Source organism: Streptococcus suis (genome assembly GCA_022354845.1).
Taxonomy (GTDB): Bacteria; Bacillota; Bacilli; order Lactobacillales; family Streptococcaceae; genus Streptococcus; species Streptococcus suis_AA.
Map to the genome: position 1 here is coordinate 398,776 of CP031970.1, position 19,539 is coordinate 418,314.

17 protein-coding genes and 1 pseudogene are annotated in these 19,539 nt (G+C 41.0%); 16 read left to right on the forward strand and 2 right to left on the reverse strand.

Annotation, left to right across the window (positions count from 1 at the left end; genetic code table 11):
• Window positions 1-20: 20 nt before the first annotated feature.
• The 14 genes and pseudogenes from lpdA to rpsR all read left to right on the forward strand — a co-directional run bounded on the left by lpdA (window position 21) and on the right by rpsR (window position 12,582).
• Window positions 21-1,781 (forward strand): dihydrolipoyl dehydrogenase, encoded by a 1,761-nt coding sequence (gene lpdA / locus D2A30_02180; protein ULL20481.1) that lies wholly within the window; start codon window positions 21-23, stop codon window positions 1,779-1,781.
• A 603-nt stretch (window positions 1,782-2,384) separates the two neighbouring features.
• Entirely contained in the window at window positions 2,385-3,755 is a 1,371-nt protein-coding gene (locus D2A30_02185; protein ID ULL20482.1) for an anthranilate synthase component I, read from the forward strand.
• Entirely contained in the window at window positions 3,739-4,305 is a 567-nt protein-coding gene (locus tag D2A30_02190; GenBank protein ID ULL20483.1) for an aminodeoxychorismate/anthranilate synthase component II, read from the forward strand. The genes D2A30_02185 and D2A30_02190 overlap by 17 nt, the downstream gene beginning before the upstream one ends.
• Window positions 4,302-5,306 (forward strand): anthranilate phosphoribosyltransferase, encoded by a 1,005-nt coding sequence (gene trpD / locus D2A30_02195; protein ID ULL20484.1) that lies wholly within the window; start codon window positions 4,302-4,304, stop codon window positions 5,304-5,306. Before D2A30_02190 ends, trpD begins: the two co-directional genes overlap by 4 nt.
• Window positions 5,303-6,070, forward strand: a complete 768-nt coding sequence (gene trpC, locus D2A30_02200) for an indole-3-glycerol phosphate synthase TrpC (protein ID ULL20485.1) — start codon at window positions 5,303-5,305, stop codon at window positions 6,068-6,070. The genes trpD and trpC overlap by 4 nt, the downstream gene beginning before the upstream one ends.
• A complete protein-coding gene (locus D2A30_02205; GenBank protein ID ULL20486.1) occupies window positions 6,057-6,638 on the forward strand; it encodes a phosphoribosylanthranilate isomerase in 582 nt (193 codons plus the stop codon). Before trpC ends, D2A30_02205 begins: the two co-directional genes overlap by 14 nt.
• Window positions 6,635-7,843, forward strand: a complete 1,209-nt coding sequence (gene trpB / locus D2A30_02210; GenBank protein ULL20487.1) for a tryptophan synthase subunit beta — start codon at window positions 6,635-6,637, stop codon at window positions 7,841-7,843. Before D2A30_02205 ends, trpB begins: the two co-directional genes overlap by 4 nt.
• A 1-nt stretch (window position 7,844) precedes the next feature.
• Window positions 7,845-8,651: a tryptophan synthase subunit alpha gene (locus D2A30_02215; GenBank protein ID ULL20488.1), complete on the forward strand. Its 807-nt coding sequence runs from the start codon at window positions 7,845-7,847 to the stop codon at window positions 8,649-8,651.
• Between the two features lie 406 nt (window positions 8,652-9,057).
• Window positions 9,058-9,906, forward strand: a complete 849-nt coding sequence (locus D2A30_02220) for an HAD family hydrolase (GenBank protein ULL20489.1) — start codon at window positions 9,058-9,060, stop codon at window positions 9,904-9,906.
• A gap of 63 nt (window positions 9,907-9,969) precedes the next feature.
• Window positions 9,970-10,299, forward strand: a pseudogene (locus D2A30_02225) (6-phospho-beta-glucosidase).
• An 83-nt stretch (window positions 10,300-10,382) separates the two neighbouring features.
• Window positions 10,383-11,372: a lipoate--protein ligase gene (locus tag D2A30_02230; GenBank protein ULL20490.1), complete on the forward strand. Its 990-nt coding sequence runs from the start codon at window positions 10,383-10,385 to the stop codon at window positions 11,370-11,372.
• A 141-nt stretch (window positions 11,373-11,513) separates the two neighbouring features.
• Window positions 11,514-11,804: a 30S ribosomal protein S6 gene (locus D2A30_02235; GenBank protein ID ULL20491.1), complete on the forward strand. Its 291-nt coding sequence runs from the start codon at window positions 11,514-11,516 to the stop codon at window positions 11,802-11,804.
• Between the two features lie 11 nt (window positions 11,805-11,815).
• On the forward strand, window positions 11,816-12,310 hold the full coding sequence (locus D2A30_02240; GenBank protein ID ULL20492.1) for a single-stranded DNA-binding protein: 495 nt from the start codon (window positions 11,816-11,818) through the stop codon (window positions 12,308-12,310).
• 32 nt (window positions 12,311-12,342) lie between these two features.
• Window positions 12,343-12,582, forward strand: a complete 240-nt coding sequence (gene rpsR, locus D2A30_02245; protein ULL20493.1) for a 30S ribosomal protein S18 — start codon at window positions 12,343-12,345, stop codon at window positions 12,580-12,582.
• A 557-nt stretch (window positions 12,583-13,139) separates the two neighbouring features.
• Here rpsR and D2A30_02250 read toward each other — a convergent pair.
• A complete protein-coding gene (locus tag D2A30_02250; protein ID ULL20494.1) occupies window positions 13,140-13,796 on the reverse strand; it encodes a DUF1129 family protein in 657 nt (218 codons plus the stop codon).
• A 15-nt stretch (window positions 13,797-13,811) separates the two neighbouring features.
• Window positions 13,812-14,756, reverse strand: a complete 945-nt coding sequence (locus D2A30_02255) for a magnesium transporter CorA family protein (GenBank protein ULL20495.1) — start codon at window positions 14,754-14,756, stop codon at window positions 13,812-13,814.
• A 760-nt stretch (window positions 14,757-15,516) separates the two neighbouring features.
• Between D2A30_02255 and uvrA the strand changes: the two genes are divergently transcribed.
• Both uvrA and D2A30_02265 read left to right on the forward strand, forming a co-directional pair.
• Entirely contained in the window at window positions 15,517-18,342 is a 2,826-nt protein-coding gene (gene uvrA / locus D2A30_02260; GenBank protein ID ULL20496.1) for an excinuclease ABC subunit UvrA, read from the forward strand.
• Between the two features lie 127 nt (window positions 18,343-18,469).
• Complete coding sequence (locus tag D2A30_02265) at window positions 18,470-19,531, forward strand: aminopeptidase P family protein (protein ULL20497.1); 1,062 nt, start codon at window positions 18,470-18,472, stop codon at window positions 19,529-19,531.
• Window positions 19,532-19,539 lie beyond the last annotated feature (8 nt).

Here is a 19,539-nt window from a genome sequence, read left to right on the forward strand (position 1 = left end):
ACGTTCTTTGTATCATAATTATGGCAATTGAAATTATTATGCCGAAACTTGGTGTAGACATGCAAGAAGGTGAAATCATCGAATGGAAAAAACAAGAGGGTGATTTTGTCAATGAAGGTGATGTTATCTTAGAGATGATGTCAGATAAAACAAGCATGGAGTTGGAAGCGGAAGAATCAGGTGTTCTTTTGAAAATCGTTCACGGTAACGGTGCAACAGTTCCTGTAACAGAAGTTATTGCTTACCTTGGTGCAGAAGGTGAAACAGTTGAAGCAGGTGCCACACCGGCTCCAGCAGAAGTTGCACAAGCAACTGCAGACTTGAAAGCAGCTGGTTTGGAAGTGCCTGCAGCTCCTGCTGTAGCTCCACAAGCTCCTAAGGCTGAATTGGCAGCAGACGAGTACGATATGATTGTTGTTGGTGGTGGTCCTGCTGGCTACTATGCAGCGATTCGTGGTGCCCAACTAGGTGGTAAAATCGCAATCGTTGAAAAATCAGAATTTGGTGGGACTTGCTTGAACAAAGGATGTATCCCAACTAAGACCTACCTCAAAAATGCTGAAATTCTTGATGGATTGAAGATTGCGGCAGAGCGTGGTATCAATCTTGCATCTACAAACTACACAGTAGATATGGATAAAACAGTTGACTTCAAGAACAAGGTTGTGAAGACTTTGACTGGTGGTGTAGCGGGTCTCTTGAAAGCCAACAAGGTAACCATCTTCAATGGTCTTGGACAAGTAAACCCTGATAAGACAGTTGTGATTGGTGATAAAGTGATTAAAGGTCGCAGCATCGTACTTGCAACTGGTTCTAAGGTTTCTCGTATCAACATCCCAGGTATTGATTCTAAATTGGTGTTAACTTCTGATGATATCCTTGACTTGCGTGAGATTCCTAAGTCACTCACTGTTATGGGTGGTGGCGTAGTCGGTGTGGAACTTGGTTTGGTTTACGCGTCTTACGGTACTGAAGTAACAGTTGTTGAAATGGCTGACCGTATCATTCCTGGTATGGACCGTGAAGTGTCTGTTGAATTGCAAAAAGTCCTTTCTAAGAAAGGTATGAAATTCTTGACCTCTGTTGGTGTATCTGAGATTGTTGAAGCCAACAATCAATTGACAATTAAATTGAACGATGGTTCAGAAATTATTTCTGAAAAAGCTCTTCTTTCAATTGGACGTGTACCTCAATTGGCTGGTCTTGAAAATCTTAACCTTGAGTTGGATCGCGGTCGTATCAAGGTTAATGCATACCAAGAAACTTCTATCCCAGGAATTTATGCACCTGGTGACGTTAATGGTACTAAAATGTTGGCACACGCTGCTTATCGTATGGGTGAAGTTGCTGCTGAGAATGCTATCAACGGTAACCACCACAAGGCTAAATTGGACTTCACACCAGCAGCGGTTTACACACACCCTGAAATTGCGATGGTTGGTTTGACTGAAGACCAAGCAATCGAGAAATACGGTAAAGAAAATATCCTGATCGGTCGCAACAGCTTCACTGGTAATGGTCGTGCGATTGCTTCTAACGAAGCACATGGTTTCGTAAAAGTTATCGCTGATAAGAAATACCATGAAATCCTTGGTGTTCATATCATCGGTCCAGTTGCAGCTGAAATGATCAACGAAGCAGCAACTATCATGGAATCTGAATTGACTGTTGACGATGTGGCAGCTTCTATCCATGGTCACCCAACCTTCTCAGAAGTTATGTATGAGGCCTTCCTTGATGTTCTTGGTGTTGCGATCCACAACCCACCAAAACGGAAATAATATAATGAATCAAAAGAAAGTCCGATTGGCTTTCTTTTTTTTAAATAATGAAATAGGAAGGGTTTGGAGAACAATACTTGAAATTTGGTCATAAATCAATTTCTGTGCATTTCTATTCCTGGTAATGTTTGCAAGCTTTGTTGCAGATTTTTTCGTAACAAGTCTGTTGGCAAGAAATCCTGTTGATTATCCAAGAGTATTACCTTCTCTACTTGGTAAAGATAATACTCTACAGAAAAATTGGTTGTAAAAACCGAATATTCTGAAAATTTATAAAAATATACTTGACATATTTTGAAAATAGTATAAAATGAATACTAATCAGAAGAAGTAATCTTCAAGTTTGTTTTCAGAAAACTGACGGTTGTTGCGAGTCAGTAGCAAACGAAGATGAAATGGGCTGATGTTTGATATGAGAAGGTAATCAATATCCTTCCGGTTGGCACCCCTTACCGTGCGACTCCTTGTTGGAGGAGTTTGAGATGACAAGGTTTTTTGTGTACCCTTGTTAATGGAGGTGGCACCGCGCTAGCTTTGATTAGACGCCCTCGCACAGATTTTTTTCTGTGTGAGGGCTTTTTGTTTTCACAAAAGGAGTTCCCCATGCACAACGTACTACCAGCAGATATTTTAACCCCCATTCTAGCCTTTATGCGACTAAAAGGTAAGCATAAGATTATCCTAGAATCCATTCCGAGAGAAAAGGGAAACGCTCGTTTTTCCATTATTGCCTATAATCCTGTCTATGAAATCAAATATGACCATGGTGTGTTGACCAACAATGGAGAAGTGGTGGAAGGTGATCCATTGGAATACCTACAATCTGTGGTGGAAGGTTCGAATTTGACTGGAGAGGCTCCCTTTCAAGGAGGGGCGATTGGATTTGTTGGATATGACTTGATTAGTCTCTATGAACCCATTGGTCATATCCCCAAGGACACCATTGGAACACCGGATATGCATTTCTTTATTTATGAATCATATTTAGTATTTGATCATAAGAAGGAGATTCTCTCCATTTATGAAGATAATACCTATAGTGGCCGTAGTTCGAGTGAGATGGAGAATGCTCTAGCAAGTGTTTTAGCCGAATTAAAAAATCCAGCACCCGATGAATTTGCACCCCATGATCTTCAATCATTATCCTTCAAGAGTCATCTTGAAAAAGAAGAATTCGAAAATATGGTTAGGTCAGCAAAACAATTGATTCGGCAAGGCGATATGTTTCAATGTGTCCTCAGTCAACGTTTTTCATCAGATATTTCTGGCAACCCTTTTGATTATTACCGTAATTTACGGGTTACCAATCCATCGAACTATTTATATTTTTATGATTTTGGAGATTACCAAATAATCGGCGCTAGTCCAGAAAGTCTTGTGTCTGTAAAAGATGGAATCGTGACAACTAATCCAATTGCTGGAACTCGGCCTCGTGGAGATGATGAGGAGGAGGACCAACGATTGGCGGCTGATTTATCAACAGATACGAAAGAAGTTGCTGAACATAGAATGTTGGTTGATTTGGGGCGAAATGATATTGGTCGAATTGCACAAATTGGAACTGTCGAAGTTACTAAGTATATGGAAGTTGAATATTTTCGATATGTGATGCACTTAACAAGTATTGTCAAAGGACAATTATTGGAGAATTTGACTGTATTAGATGCATTAAAAGCTACCCTACCTGCTGGAACTGTCTCAGGAGCACCGAAAATTAGAGCCATGCAACGCATCTATGAATTAGAAAAGGAAAAGCGCGGCATATATGCAGGAGCAATTGGCTATCTATCTGCTACAGGAGATATGGATTTTGCGATTGCTATTCGCACCATGGTAGTGAAAAATGGCAAAGCCTATGTGCAAGCAGGTGCAGGAATTGTATATGATAGTGTTCCAGAAAATGAATACCAAGAAACGCTGAACAAGGCAAAGGCGATGACGAAAATAGGAGAGTGCTATGATTCTTTTAATTGATAACTATGATTCATTTACCTATAACTTAGCCCAATATCTAGGACAGTTTTCACCTGTGCAGGTATTGAGAAATGATGCGGAGAATCTATTCGATGAAGCAAATAAAGCGAAAGGTTTGGTTTTTTCTCCAGGACCAGGTTGGCCAGCAGATGCTGGAAAAATGGAAGAACTGATACAGATTTTTGCAGATAAAAAACCAATATTGGGTATTTGTTTGGGGCATCAAGCAATCGCTGAAGTTTTTGGAGGGCAGTTGAGATTAGCCAAAACGGTTATGCATGGGAAGCAGAGTCAGATGCGAGTGGAAGGAAACTCTCCAATTTTCAATGGTTTTCAGGGAGATGTAGAAATCATGCGTTATCACTCGATTGTCATTGATGAAATGCCAAAAGATTTTATAGTGACTGCTCGTACAACAGATGATGACGAAATTATGGCTATCCAACATAAGCAATTACCGATTTTTGGTTTGCAATTTCATCCAGAAAGTATAGGGAGTCCGGAAGGCTTACAAATGATTGAACAGTTTGTTAGAGAGGTAGTAAGATGAAAGAAATTTTTGAAAAATTAGCTACAAAACAAGACTTATCTGAGGGAGAAATCGAAGGAGTTTTTAATCGTATTCTAAATGGAGAATTGACAGAAAGTCAGATTGCAGCTCTGTTACTAGGCTTGAAAATGAAGGGTGAAACAGTTGATGAAATTGCAGGTGTAGTAAAGTCTTTGAAAAAACATGCTGTACAATTGCCTCAAACATATTCGGACGCAATGTGCAACTGCGGTACGGGTGGGGATCAATCGTATAGTTTTAATATTTCGACGACGGCTTGCTTTATCTTGTCAGCTGGAGGTATTCGTTTAGCGAAGGCGGGAAATCGATCTATTTCATCGAAGTCAGGTTCTGCAGATGTACTTGAAGAATTAGGGATAAATATTGCAGCGAATCCAGAAGTAGTATCAAAAGCATTGTCAGAGGTTGGATTGGCTTTTGTCTTTGCTCAAACCATGCATCCAGCCATGCGCTTTATTGGTCCAGCCAGACGGGCATTGGGAGTTCCAACAATTATGAATATTGTTGGTCCTTTAGCCAATCCCCTATCATTAGATAGTCAATTGATGGGAGTTTATCGAGAAGACCTCCAGTTGGATCTGGCCCATGTTATGAAAAAATTGGGAAGACGACGGGCGTTACTTATCACAGGACCAAACCATATGGATGAAGCGGCCTTATTTGGAGAGAATCACTACACTTTGCTTACAGATGGAAATATCCATCAGGGAAGATTTACCTTTGCTGATGTGGATCTGAATCCATTAGAACTCGCGGATATTCAAGGTGGAGATGCTGTGGAGAATGCAGAAATTTTGTTGTCAGTTCTACAAAATCAAGCAAGTCCTTACTTAGAAACGACGGTTTTAAATGCAGGTCTAGGCTTTTATGCAAATGGTAAGGTTTCAAGTATCCGTGAAGGAGTTGAATTGGCTCGAAGTCTACTTGCGGACGGTTCTGCTCTGAGAAAATTGGAAGAACTAAGGGAGGTTCAGATATGAGTCAGGATTTTTTACAGACAATTTTAAAGCAAAAGGAGGCAGAGGTTGCTCAGCTGGTAAATGAGCCAGTAGAATCTGTTCGTTCAACCTATTCGTTATTTGATTTTCTTACCAAGCAGAAGGGTCAATTACAACTGATTACTGAGGTAAAAAAAGCTAGCCCTAGTATGGGAGATATCAATCTGACGGTGGATATTACTGAGCAAGCACGCCAATACGAAGCAGCAGGGGCTGCTATGATTTCAGTATTGACTGACCAAATTTTCTTTAAGGGGGATGTACAGTTTCTTCGTCAAATCTCAGATTTGGTTTCAATTCCGACATTAGCGAAAGATTTTATCATTGATGAAAAACAAATTATTCGCAGTCTTAATGCAGGTGCTACAGTGATACTATTGATTGTGGCGGCTTTGTCCGAAGACAGGCTCAAAGAATTGTTTAAATTTGCAACCCGTTTAGGTCTGGAAGTATTGGTTGAGACTCATAATCTTTCAGAATTAGACATTGCTCATCGCATTGGCGCAAAGATAATTGGTGTCAACAATCGGAACCTAACAACATTTGAAGTTTCCCTTCAAACTAGTCTTGACTTAGCACCTCATTTTCTACCGGACAGAGTGTATGTATCAGAATCAGGCATTTTTACAAATGAACAAGCTGAACTCCTTGCTCCCTACTTTCATGCACTCTTAGTCGGAACAGCACTGATGCAGTCGGAAGATGTTGCGCAAAAAGTAAAGGAGTTATCGATTGACAAAGGTTAAAATTTGTGGGCTTTCTACTAAGGAGGCGGTGTATGCTGCAGTTGAAGCAGGAGCGGATTATATTGGATTTGTATTTGCACCAAGTAAGCGGCGAGTGAGCTTTGAAAAAGCACATGAGTTGGCCCAGTTGATTCCTCCTACAGTAAAAATAGTAGGGGTATTTGTCCAACCAAGTTTGAAAGAACTAGAAACGGCTATTTCGGTGGTTCCATTGGACTTGATTCAGATCCATGGCAACTGGGATGAATGTCTATCGCATCACATTTCAGTTCCAATCATTCGAGCCATTCAACTGGACAATACCCTAGAGGAGTTGAATACAAATGCAGACTACCTTCTCTTTGATGCTCCAAATGCAGGATCGGGTCAACTTTTTGATTGGAAACTATTAGCCCATCATAACCTTGAAAAACCATTTTTCATTGCGGGGGGCTTGACAGTGGATAATGTAGCAGAAGCGCAATCCTTATTTACTCCTTATGCCGTAGATGTCTCCTCGGGTGTTGAGACAAATGGGCAAAAGGATGTTGAAAAAATAAAAGCATTTATAGAAAGAGTGAAACTATGACTTACCAACAACCAAATAAAGACGGATTCTTTGGAGAATACGGCGGTCGATTCGTACCAGAGACATTGATGACTGCTGTATTAGAACTAGAACAGACCTACCGAACTGCCAAAGAAGATCCAGAGTTTCAGGCGGAATTTGAAGAATTGCTTGTCCAGTATGTTGGGCGAGAAAATCCCCTCTACTTTGCCAAACGCCTTACAGATTACTGCGGAGGTGCTAAAATCTATCTAAAACGCGAAGATCTGAATCATACGGGTGCCCATAAAATTAACAATTCGTTGGGGCAGGTATTGCTTGCGAAACGGATGGGAAAGAAAAAAATTATTGCTGAAACTGGCGCGGGGCAGCACGGTGTTGCAACAGCTACCGCAGCAGCCCTCTTTGATATGGAATGTACCATTTATATGGGGGAAGAAGATGTTAAACGTCAGGCTCTCAACGTTTTTCGTATGGAATTATTAGGTGCAAAGGTTCATGCCGTAACGGATGGGTCACGCGTGCTAAAAGATGCGGTAAATGCAGCTCTTCGAGCTTGGGTTGCTCAAGTTGAGGATACCCATTATGTTATGGGATCTGTCCTTGGACCAGCACCATTTCCAGAAATTGTCCGTGACTTTCAGAGCGTAATTGGAAAAGAGGCAAAACGTCAATTTGCAGAGATTTCTGGTGGTCAGTTACCAGATGCTCTCTTGGCATGTATTGGTGGAGGATCTAATGCAATGGGCCTTTTCTATCCTTTTGTGGATGATACCTCTGTTGCAATGTATGGTGTTGAGGCTGCAGGACTTGGATTGGAGACAGACTTCCATGCAGCAACTTTTGCTAAGGGACGACCAGGAGTTCTTCATGGGGCTTTAATGGATGTTCTACAGGATGAAAATGGTCAAATTTTAGAAGCATTCTCTATTTCGGCTGGTCTTGATTATCCTGGCATTGGTCCAGAACATAGTTACTTTAATACAATTGATCGCGCTACCTACGTTTCAGTAACAGATGAAGAGGCATTAGAAGGCTTTAAACTCTTATCCCGTTTAGAAGGTATTATTCCTGCCCTAGAGTCCAGTCACGCTATTGCATATTTGCCAACCCTGGCAAAAGAATTAGGGCCAGATAAATCCATCATTGTTTGTCTTTCAGGTCGAGGGGATAAAGATGTTGCACAAGTTCGAGAAAGGCTACAAGCAGAAAAAAAGGAGAACTAATATGACCAAAACCTTACAAGTTCGTTTACAGGAAATAAAGAATGCTCAAAAAGGAATTTTTATTCCTTACATTATGGCTGGTGATCATAATCAGGGGTTGGATGGGTTATTCGAAACCATTCAATTCCTTGAACAATCGGGTGTTTCAGCAATCGAAATAGGTGTACCCTTTTCAGACCCTGTAGCTGATGGGCCTGTTATCGAAGCAGCTGGGCAACGAAGCCTAGCAAAGGGTGTGACCTTGACTGAAATTGTCCAAAAATTGAAAGAAGAGACTAGTCAAGTTCCATTGATTATTATGTCCTATTTTAATCCCGTATTTCAATATGGCTTGGAGCGTTTTTTTGATGATTTAGAACAAACCTGTGTGAAAGGCTTGATCATTCCAGATTTGCCTTATGAGCAAGAATCAATTTTGAAAGCTTATTTGCAAGAAAGAGATATTTGCCTGATTCGTTTGGTTAGTTTGACGACTGGTGAGGATAGACAAAGGCAGTTGGTGCAAGATGCTCAAGGATTTGTTTATGCTGTGGCTATTAATGGGGTCACAGGGAAATCTAACCAATACACAGATAATTTAGATTATCATTTGCACGAATTAACAGAACTGTCACCTGTGCCAGTTCTTACAGGTTTTGGTGTCTCTAGTCAAGAAGATATCCTACGTTTCAATCGTGTTTCTGACGGTGTTATTGTTGGATCAAAAATAGTGGCAGGCTTGTTTAACGGACAGCAAAATGATGTTCAAAAGTTAGTAACATTTGGATGTGGAGTTGATAAAACTCATAGTAATTACAAATTTTATTAGTGATATATTTTTTAAATCTGTATTCATTTGCACATTGCTTATAAAGGTGCTGTGCAGTGCATACGAGTTATAATACTTTTTGAACATCAAATATTTCCGTAGTCAAGAGCCTGGATGAGTGGTCCTGGTCTTGAGCCTAGCCTAAGCCTGTTACACTGAAATGAGAAAGTTCAGAGTTCTATCGTCGGCTTAATGACGCGAACTCAGTTCGCAATATTTCCAGCCTCTAACTATCTCCCAGATAGTTGAAGCTAGGCGAAAGTTGATTTTCATTGAGTCTAAGTTAGTTAATCTCCCACATCAGCAACCTTTTTCATACAATAGTATCAATTTTTCGCATTTTTTTGTCTGCTTTTGAGCTTAGAACGAATTATAATAATAGTAATAAGAAACAAGGAGAAAACAGATGCGCAAGATTATATTTTTAGATGTGGATGGGACCTTAGTAGACTACCATAATCGGATTCCCGAATCGGCGATTCGTGCTATTCGACAAGCTCGTGAAAATGGGCACTTGGTCTATTTCTGTACTGGTCGCAGTCGAGCAGAAATGCAGCCAGCATTGTGGGAAATTGGGCTTGATGGAATGATTGGTGGAAATGGATCCTATGTAGAGCATCAAGGAAAAGTCGTCATGCACCAACTCATTTCTAAGGAAGATGCCAAAGCTGTTGTAGATTGGCTCCATGGACGAGGCCTAGAGTTTTACTTGGAAAGCAACAATGGTCTTTTTGCGAGTGAAAACTTCCGTGAACGAGCTCGCGAAACCATGAAAATTTATGCAATGAATAGGGGGAAAACAGCCGAAGAAGTTGCTCACCAAGAAGTTGAAGATGTCTTGCATGGATTGGTTTTTGATGGAGAATTGTATCGAGATGATTTGAATAAAATCAGTTTTGTGCTAGATTCCTATCAGGATCATTTGGACTCAAAATATGCGTTTCCACAGTTAGTAGCTAATACCTGGGGTGGTCGCGGAGAGACAGCCCTGTTTGGGGATTTAGGTGTGAAAGACATTGACAAGGCACATGCGATCGAAGTTCTATTGGAACATTTAGGTGCTAAAAAAGAGGACACCATCGCATTTGGAGATGCCAAAATTGATATTCCAATGCTAGAGTATTGTGCAGTTGGGGTCGCTATGGGAAATGGCGGAGCGGAAATCTTGGCTATGGCTGATATGGTGACAGACGATGTAGAACATGATGGTCTTTATCATGCTTTCGAAAAATTGGGGCTACTATCAATCCAATAGCACTTGAAAAAGCGTTTTCAATCTGATATGATAATGATAAGGATTGTTACTGATTAGCAGGCAAAACCTAAGTGGATAGTAAATGGTCTGGGAGCAGTTGACACTCCAGATGAAAATGGCTATGTAGAAGATGATTACCGTATCGACTACCTCCGTCAACACGTCCTGACAATGAGAGATGCTATTGTAGAAGACGGCGTTGAGCTCTTGGGATACACTACTTGGGGCTGTATTGACCTAGTTTCTGCTGGAACTGGCGAAATGAAAAAACGCTACGGCTTCATTTATGTTGACCGTGACAATGAGGGGAATGGCACACTCAAACGCTCTAAGAAAAAATCATTTGATTGGTATAAAAAAGTCATCGCTACAAATGGAGCTGACGTGGAATAATGTTTGAAAGACAGGTCTTCGGACTTGTCTTTTGTTATCGTTTCCACTATAATAAAAATTAGTTAACAATAAAGGAGTTTTGCATGAAGTATATCGTAAATAACAGCAATGACCCAGCTAACAACATTGCCTTAGAAGCCTATGCATTCAAAGAATTAACTGATATTGATGAAATTTTCATTCTTTGGATTAATGAACCAGCTATCATCATTGGAAAGCATCAAAATGCTATCCAAGAAATTAACAAGGAATATACAGATGCTCATGGTATCCATGTCGTTCGCCGTTTGTCTGGTGGTGGAGCGGTTTACCATGATTTAAACAATCTCAACTACACCATTATTTCAAATAAATCTGAAGAAGGTGCATTTGACTTTAAAACTTTCTCTAAGCCCGTTATCGATACTCTTGCAACACTCGGCGTAGAGGCTAACTTTACTGGTCGTAATGACCTTGAAATTGACGGCAAGAAAATTTGTGGTAATGCCCAAGCATATGCAAAAGGTCGTATGATGCACCACGGTTGCTTGCTCTTTGATGTTGATATGTCTGTCCTAGCAAGTGCTCTTAAAGTCAGCAAAGACAAAATCGAGTCCAAAGGTGTTAAATCCGTTCGTGCCCGCGTGACCAACATTAACAGTGAGTTACCAGAAAAAATGACTGTTCTGGAATTTAAAGATGCCATTCTCAATCAAATGAAGCAAGAATATCCAGAAATGGATGAATATGTGTTGACTGAGGATGATTTAGCTCGAATCCAAGAAATCCGTGATACGCAGTTTGCAACATGGGATTGGACTTATGGTCAAACACCAGAATACACAGTTGAGCGCAATGTCCGTTACCCAGCTGGTAAAATTACAACCTACATTAAGACTGAAAAATCTATCATTGAATCTATTAAGATTTACGGGGATTTCTTCGGTATTGGTGATGTCTCTGATGTTGAGGACTTACTCGTTGGTACACGTTATGAATATGCGGATGTACTTGCTAAACTTCAAGAGATTGATACTACTCATTATTTCTCGCGTATGACAACAGAAGAAGTCGCAAAAGCGATTGTTGCATAGATTATTGAGTGTGAAATTGTTTTCAGCAAAGTATTTTTACTTGCACATTTTCTATATTATGGTATAATTATTTTCTGTGAGTATCCCTCACTTACTCGTGGCTAGACCATGAGTCATTAGACCAAAAGGAGGAACATATCAATGGCTAAATACGAAATTCTTTATATTATTCGTCCAAACATTGAAGAAGAAGCTAAAAACGCTTTGGTAGCACGCTTTGACTCTATCTTGACTGACAACGGTGCAACTATCGTTGAATCAAAAGTATGGGAAAAACGTCGCCTTGCATACGAAATCAAAGATTTCCGCGAAGGTTTGTACCACATCGTTAACGTTGAAGCAAACAACGATGTAGCTCTTAAAGAGTTTGACCGTTTGTCAAAAATCAACGGCGATATTCTTCGTCACATGATTGTCAAACTTGACGCGTAAGAAGGTATTGTATGATTAATAATGTAGTATTGGTTGGTCGTATGACCCGTGATGCAGAACTTCGTTATACTCCGTCTAACCAGGCTGTTGCGACTTTTACCTTGGCGGTTAACCGCAATTTTAAAAATCAAAATGGTGAACGGGAAGCGGACTTTATTAACGTAGTCATTTGGCGCCAACAAGCTGAAAATTTGGCGAATTGGGCTAAAAAAGGTGCGCTGATTGGTGTTACAGGTCGTATTCAGACTCGTAGCTATGATAACCAACAGGGGCAACGTGTCTACGTTACAGAGGTAGTTGCAGAAAGTTTCCAACTATTGGAAAGCCGTACTGCCCGTGAAGGCCAAGGTGGCGGTTATTCAGCTGGCAATTCCTTTGCTGGTGGCAATGATTATAACTCGCCTTATCAAGCGCCTGCGCAATCTACACCGAACTTCGCTCGAGAAGAAAGTCCATTTGGAGCAAACAATCCAATGGATATATCAGACGATGACCTACCATTCTAGGTCTGAAACTAATAATATAAAGGAGAACACACATGGCTCAACAACGTCGTGGCGGTTTCAAACGCCGTAAAAAAGTTGACTATATCGCAGCTAATAAAATTGAATATGTTGATTACAAAGATACTGAGCTTCTTAGCCGTTTCATTTCTGAACGTGGAAAAATCCTTCCACGCCGTGTAACTGGAACTTCAGCTAAAAACCAACGTAAAGTAACAACAGCTATCAAACGTGCTCGCGTTATGGCTCTTTTGCCATTCGTAAACGAAGATTAGTAAAAAAACAGTCCTTGAATGGACTGTTTTTTCATGAGCTCGGAAATTAGAAGGCGAATCAAGACCCTGACGGGTCTTTTTAGCTTGCGCTATAGAAATGTGAAAAGCGCAATGACAGAATGGACTGTTTTTTCATGAGCTCGGAAATTAGAAGGCGAATCAAGATCCCAACGGGTCATTTTTTCTTGCGCTATAGAAATGTGAAAAGCGCAATGACAGAATGGACTGTTTTTTCACGAGCATGAAAATGAGAAAGCGAATTGAGACTGGGCTCAAGCACAGCACCGATTCTCAAAGTTTGTGTCAACATCTCAGCACAGTGGTTGATTGCTCATGCTCTTCGAAAATCAAAATCATACGTTGTTGACTTGGTCTGGGGAACTTCAGTTCTATCTGCATCAGAGCGAAACGAACTAGGTTCGCCTATTTCCAACCTCCAAAGGTTCCCCGAACCTTTGGAGCAAGTCTGATTTTGATTTTCATTGAGTATCAGATTATTTGATTGCTGGACTGTATAGATAAACAAAAGCGACTGGGGAATCCAATCGCTTTGTTTATTATTGAACAGGTGTCATAGCACTTCGGATATTGTATTTCTTTTTCAAAAGATAACGAATACCGAATGCTGCTGATCCGATAAGGATAGTAACAATAGGGTGTAAAATGGGATTGAGTGATGATGGAATCAATGCAGCTAGAATGAAGACGACTGACCAAGCCATGGTAGCGAGTCCAAGGAAAGCGATGGCCTTCAATAATTTAGGGCGTTGACCAGTTTTGATTTGCTCTCTATAAACGAAGTGGTACATAAAGTACATACCAGCGCCGACTCCAAAACCAATAACTAATAAAGTAACTAGACCGTATTGAGCACCTTGACCGAAGAGGTTCATCAATCCATTGACGCCAGCGATAATTGCTAACATAAGCAAACTAGAATCGACCCACATGAGCCATGGATTTTCATTGTATTCTACTTGGTCGTTCTTCTCTTTAGCAGAAGTAGATTTACTAGCTGCCCATTCACTAGGTGCCCCATACAAGTTACGTGCAGTAATACCATTTTTTTGATTCTCGATGATAGTCGGTAGAATCTCTTCTAATAACTCTTTAATCTCGCTATCCGATTTTCCATCTTTAATCAGTTGGTTAGTAGCAATATGTATAAATTCTTGATTTTTCTTCGTCAATCCGTTGATTTCTGTAAATGACATATTCATCTCCTTAAGTTAAAACCATCTCTTACGAATGAAGTAGAAGGTAAGTGATAAGCTAATAGCAAAGGCAAATAGGATAATCCACCAAAATGCATATGGAATATCATTAAATGGGATAATATTATCCTTGAAGTTCATACCGTAGGCAGAAAATACCATGGTTGGAATAGACATAACAATGGTCATGAGAGCCAATGTCTTCATGATTGTATTCTGGTTATTGGAAATAACGGAAGCAAAGGCATGTGTCATCGAATTCAAGATGGAACCATAGATATCTGCCATCTCAATAGCCTGTTGCGTTTCAACTAGTGTATCTTCCAACAAATCTTCATCTTCTTCATATTTCCGAAGTAAGCGTGTAGAACTTGCCAGTTTTTTAACCAATCGTTCATTGGTTTTTAGGGAAGCTTTGAAGTAGACGATTGTTTTTTCCAATTCCATCAGTACGATTAGTTCTTCATTTCGCGTAGCTTCATGCAGTTGTTTTTCAATTTCTTCGCTCTTTCTGTCAATTGTACGTAGGGCAGAAAGATATAGCTGGGCATTGCGATAAAGAATTTGGAAAACAAAACGAGATTTCATAAAGGTAAAGAAATTTCGTATGCGACGATGAATAAATTGTTCAAATAATGGTAGTTCTTCTAAACAAGTGGTGATAATTGCTTCATCTGTTAAGATGATTCCGAGAGGAATAGTGATATAGTAGGTTTTATTATTCCGTTCTTCCAAAATGGGAACGTCTACGATAATTAATGTATAATCATCTTCAACTGTAATACGAGAAGATTCTTCCGCATCGAGTGGAGCCCGTAAATCGGCGATGTCAATCTTGTAGTGCTCAGCTACTTCCGTAGATTCGCTCTGGGAGGGGTTAACCAAATTAATCCAAGCCCCTGGTTCAAAGGTTTGGATTTCTTCTAAATCAGTCATTGTTGATAGAAAAATCTGTTTCATATCTTTGCCCTCCTTTTGATTTGATTCGTTAACGCAACCTCTATTATACCAAAAAAGTACCATAACGGAAAGGTTTTCTGAATAAATGTGATATAATATGAAGACGTTTAATAAGTAAGTTATACGGATTTTTAAGGGGTTGAATGATTGAAAAATCTAGTCCAAACCTTTTTCTCTTTCAACTAATGAAAGTCCTTGAAGAAAGGAAATGAACACGCCCTAAACACTGGGTGAAAAAGTGCTAGTTGCCTCCTGTTTCAGCATGGAAACTGGCTTTTGCGTCGTAGACATCTGTGCTTTCTTCGGTTTTCAACCTGTGAAGGCACTATTTGTCTTGACGGGGGTGCGTCTTCGAAATCAAAGATTTCGGACTTACCGCCTATTTTCACCTTGCGTTTTACGGGCTTTGTATCTTTAGAAAGGAAATGAACACGGGCTAATAATGTTGGTGTAATGAGGAAAACTCCGTTTTCCCTATTTCCTGATTTCAACAGTCTCCCAGACTGTTACAACGCCCTCTGTATCTTAGAAAGGATTTGAACGTGTGCTAAAAGCGTCGAGAAAAAGACAAAATGTTTTGTCACGAAGTGACATCACATTTTCCTATTTTCTTCTCGCTTTCTTAACGCACTTATATCTAGAAAGGAATTGAACACGCCCTAAACGCTGTGTGAAAAAGACAAATTCTCCTAGAGCGTTAACGCTCTTCGTCAAATTTCCTATTTTCACCGTGCGTTTTACGGGCTCTGTATCTTAAATTATGCAAGAAAATATTGTGATTCATGGGGCGCGTGCCCATAATTTAAAAAACATTGATGTGACCATTCCGCGTGAGAAATTGGTGGTAGTAACTGGTTTATCTGGCTCTGGAAAGTCGAGTTTGGCTTTTGATACATTGTATGCTGAAGGTCAACGTCGTTATGTTGAATCGTTGTCTGCCTATGCTCGTCAGTTCTTGGGCAATATGGATAAGCCAGATGTCGATTCTATTGAAGGTCTTAGCCCTGCTATTTCCATAGACCAAAAAACAACCTCGCGTAACCCACGCTCGACAGTGGGGACGGCTACGGAAATCAATGATTATCTCCGTTTGCTCTATGCGCGTGTTGGGGTGCCTTACTGTATCAATGGTCACGGTACAATTGCGGCATCTTCAGTAGAACAAATTGTTGATGAGGTTTTGGAATTGCCTGAACGCCAGCGGTTACAAATCTTGGCGCCGATTGTACGTAAGAAAAAAGGGCAACATAAGACAATTTTTGAAAAAATTCAGAAGGATGGCTATGTTCGGGTCCGTGTCAATGGAGATGTCTATGATGTGTCGGAAGTTCCTGAGTTGTCAAAGAGTAAGGCACATAATATTGAGGTTGTAGTCGATCGGATTGTCATCAAAGAGGGCATTCGTTCTCGCTTGTTTGATTCGGTTGAGGCGGCACTTCGAATTGCGGACGGCTATGTTATCATCGATACCATGGACGACAAGGAAATGCTATTCTCCGAATACTATGCCTGTCCAGTTTGTGGTTTTACGGTGCCAGAGTTAGAACCACGTCTTTTCTCCTTCAATGCGCCTTTTGGGTCTTGTAGTGATTGTGATGGACTTGGCATGAAGCTCGAAGTGGATACAGATTTGATAGTCCCAGATGCCAGCAAGACCTTGCGTGAAGGTGCTTTAGCCCCTTGGAATCCAATTTCATCGAATTATTATCCTCAAATGTTGGAGCAGGCCATGAATCACTTTGGGATAGATATGGATACGCCATTCGAGCAGCTAACTGAGGTTGAAAAAAATCTGATTTTCAACGGCTCTGATGGGAAGGAATTCCATTTCCACTATGAAAATGAATTTGGTGGGGTGCGGGATATTGATATTCCATTTGAAGGCTTGATTACTAATATAAACCGCCGCTACCGTGAAACCAATAGTGATTATACACGAACAGTCATGAAGACTTACATGAATGAATTGACCTGTGGGACCTGCCACGGCTATCGCCTCAATGGCCAAGCCCTTTCTGTTAAAGTAGGTGGCGAGCAGGGACTTCATATCGGGCAGTTGTCTGACTTGTCCGTAGCGGATCATTTGCAAGTCATTGAAAATCTGACCTTGTCTGAAAACGAAGCGACGATTGCTACGCCTATTGTCAAGGAAATCAAGGATCGCCTGACCTTCCTTAACAACGTTGGTCTTAACTACCTGACGCTGTCCCGAGCAGCTGGAACCCTATCAGGTGGTGAGAGTCAGCGGATTCGTTTGGCGACTCAGATTGGCTCAAACCTGTCTGGTGTCCTTTACATCTTGGATGAGCCGTCAATTGGTCTGCACCAGCGGGACAATGACCGTCTGATTGCTAGTCTTAAGAAAATGCGTGATTTGGGCAATACATTGATTGTGGTGGAGCATGATGAGGACACCATGCGTGAGGCAGATTGGTTAATCGATATTGGACCTGGTGCTGGTGTGTTTGGTGGAGAAGTTGTTGCTTCCGGGACTCCGGATCAAGTTGCTAAAAATAAAAAGTCTATTACAGGTCAGTACCTTTCTGGGAAGCGCCAAATTCCAGTTCCTTTAGAGCGTCGTGTTGGAAATGGTCGCTTCTTAGAGGTGATAGGTGCCAAGGAAAACAACTTGCAAGATGTAACGGTCCGTTTCCCACTTGGAAAATTTGTGGCGGTGACAGGAGTGTCTGGCTCTGGTAAGTCAACTCTGGTCAATTCCATTTTGAAAAAAGCTATTGCACAGAAACTCAATCGCAATTCGGACAAGCCAGGCAAGTTCAAGTCCATTTCTGGAATTGAACATTTGGATCGCCTGATTGATATTGATCAAAGCCCTATTGGACGGACACCGCGTTCCAACCCAGCCACTTACACAGGTGTATTTGATGACATTCGAGACCTCTTTGCCCAGACCAATGAAGCCAAAATCCGTGGCTACAAGAAGGGACGCTTCTCCTTTAACGTCAAAGGTGGTCGATGTGAAGCTTGTTCTGGTGACGGAATCATCAAGATCGAAATGCACTTCCTTCCAGACGTATTTGTCCCATGTGAGGTCTGCTATGGTCAACGCTATAATTCTGAAACCTTGGAAGTACACTACAAGGAGAAAAATATTGCTCAGGTCCTTGATATGACGGTCAATGATGCGGTGGAATTCTTTAAACATATTCCAAAAATTGAACGGAAGCTCCGCACCATTCAAGATGTGGGATTGGGCTATGTTACTCTTGGACAACCTGCGACAACCTTGTCAGGTGGTGAAGCCCAACGGATGAAATTGGCATCTGAGCTTCACAAGCGATCAACTGGTAAATCTCTCTATATTTTGGATGAGCCAACGACTGGCCTGCATACCGAAGATATTGCTCAATTGTTAAAGGTTTTAGCTCGTTTTGTTGATGATGGTAATACTGTTCTGGTCATTGAGCACAATCTGGATGTGATCAAAACAGCAGACTACATTATCGACATGGGGCCAGAAGGTGGTGTCGGTGGCGGTACCGTTGTCGCGACAGGAACACCAGAAGAAGTTGCTCAAAATCCAGCCAGCTTTACAGGCCAATATCTGAAAATGAAGTTGAAATAAGCAAGTTTATAAAGTCGCTCTAGCGGCTTTTTGCTTGTCCTGCTAAGAATTTATTGGTAATTATCTTCATTTCTGCTATATATCTTCATTTCTGCTATAATAGTTACAAAATCTTCGGAGGTGTAGAATGCAAAAAAGACTTGGGAAATTTGAAGCAAAATTAGCTCAATCAGAGGTTGATGGAATCTTAGTGACAGGGCAAAATAATATTTATTATTTAACTGGTTTTTGGGGGACAGAGGCGACTGTCTTCATCAGTGGCAAGCGTCGCTTGTTTGTGACTGATTCGCGTTATACCTTGATAGCCAAGGCATCAGTAAAAGGTTTTGACATTATTGAAAGTCGTAAGGCCTTGGAAGAAATTGCTAATATCATCAAAGAAGATGGTCTTACCAAGATTGGCTTTGACAGTCAGGTGACCTATGGTTTTTACCAAGGATTGTCTGCCCTCTTTGCGGATTACCAATTGGTTGCCATGTCTAATTTTATCGAGGATTTGCGCATGATCAAGGATGAGACGGAGATTGCGACCATTCGCCGTGCATGTCAAATTTCGGATCAGGCTTTTATTGATGTTCTTGACATTATCAAACCAGGTCAGACGACTGAGATGGACGTCAATCATTTTCTTGACCACCGCATGCGTCAACTCGGTGCAGAAGGGGCATCATTTGAGTTTATCGTGGCATCTGGCTACCGCTCTGCTATGCCTCATGGAAGAGCGTCTGAAAAGGTTATCCAAACTGGTGAGACCTTGACGCTGGATTTTGGTTGCTATTATCAGCATTATGTTAGCGATATGACGCGGACCATCCATATCGGTCATGTGACAGATCAAGAGCGTGAGATTTATGATGTGGTCTTGCGTGCCAATAAGGCTTTAATTGAGCAGGCCAAGGAAGGTGTCACCTACCGCGAGTTTGATGCTATTCCTCGTGAGATTATCAATACGGCGGGGTACGGAGCCAACTTTACACATGGCATCGGTCACGGTATCGGTCTGGATATTCATGAGTATCCGTATTTTGGAAAATCTGATGAAGCCATCAAGGCAGGTATGGTCTTGACGGATGAGCCTGGAATCTATTTGGATGACAAATATGGTGTTCGGATCGAAGATGACTTATTAATCACTGAAACAGGGTGTGAAGTTTTGACGCTAGCTCCAAAAGAATTGATTGTCATTTGAGAAATTTG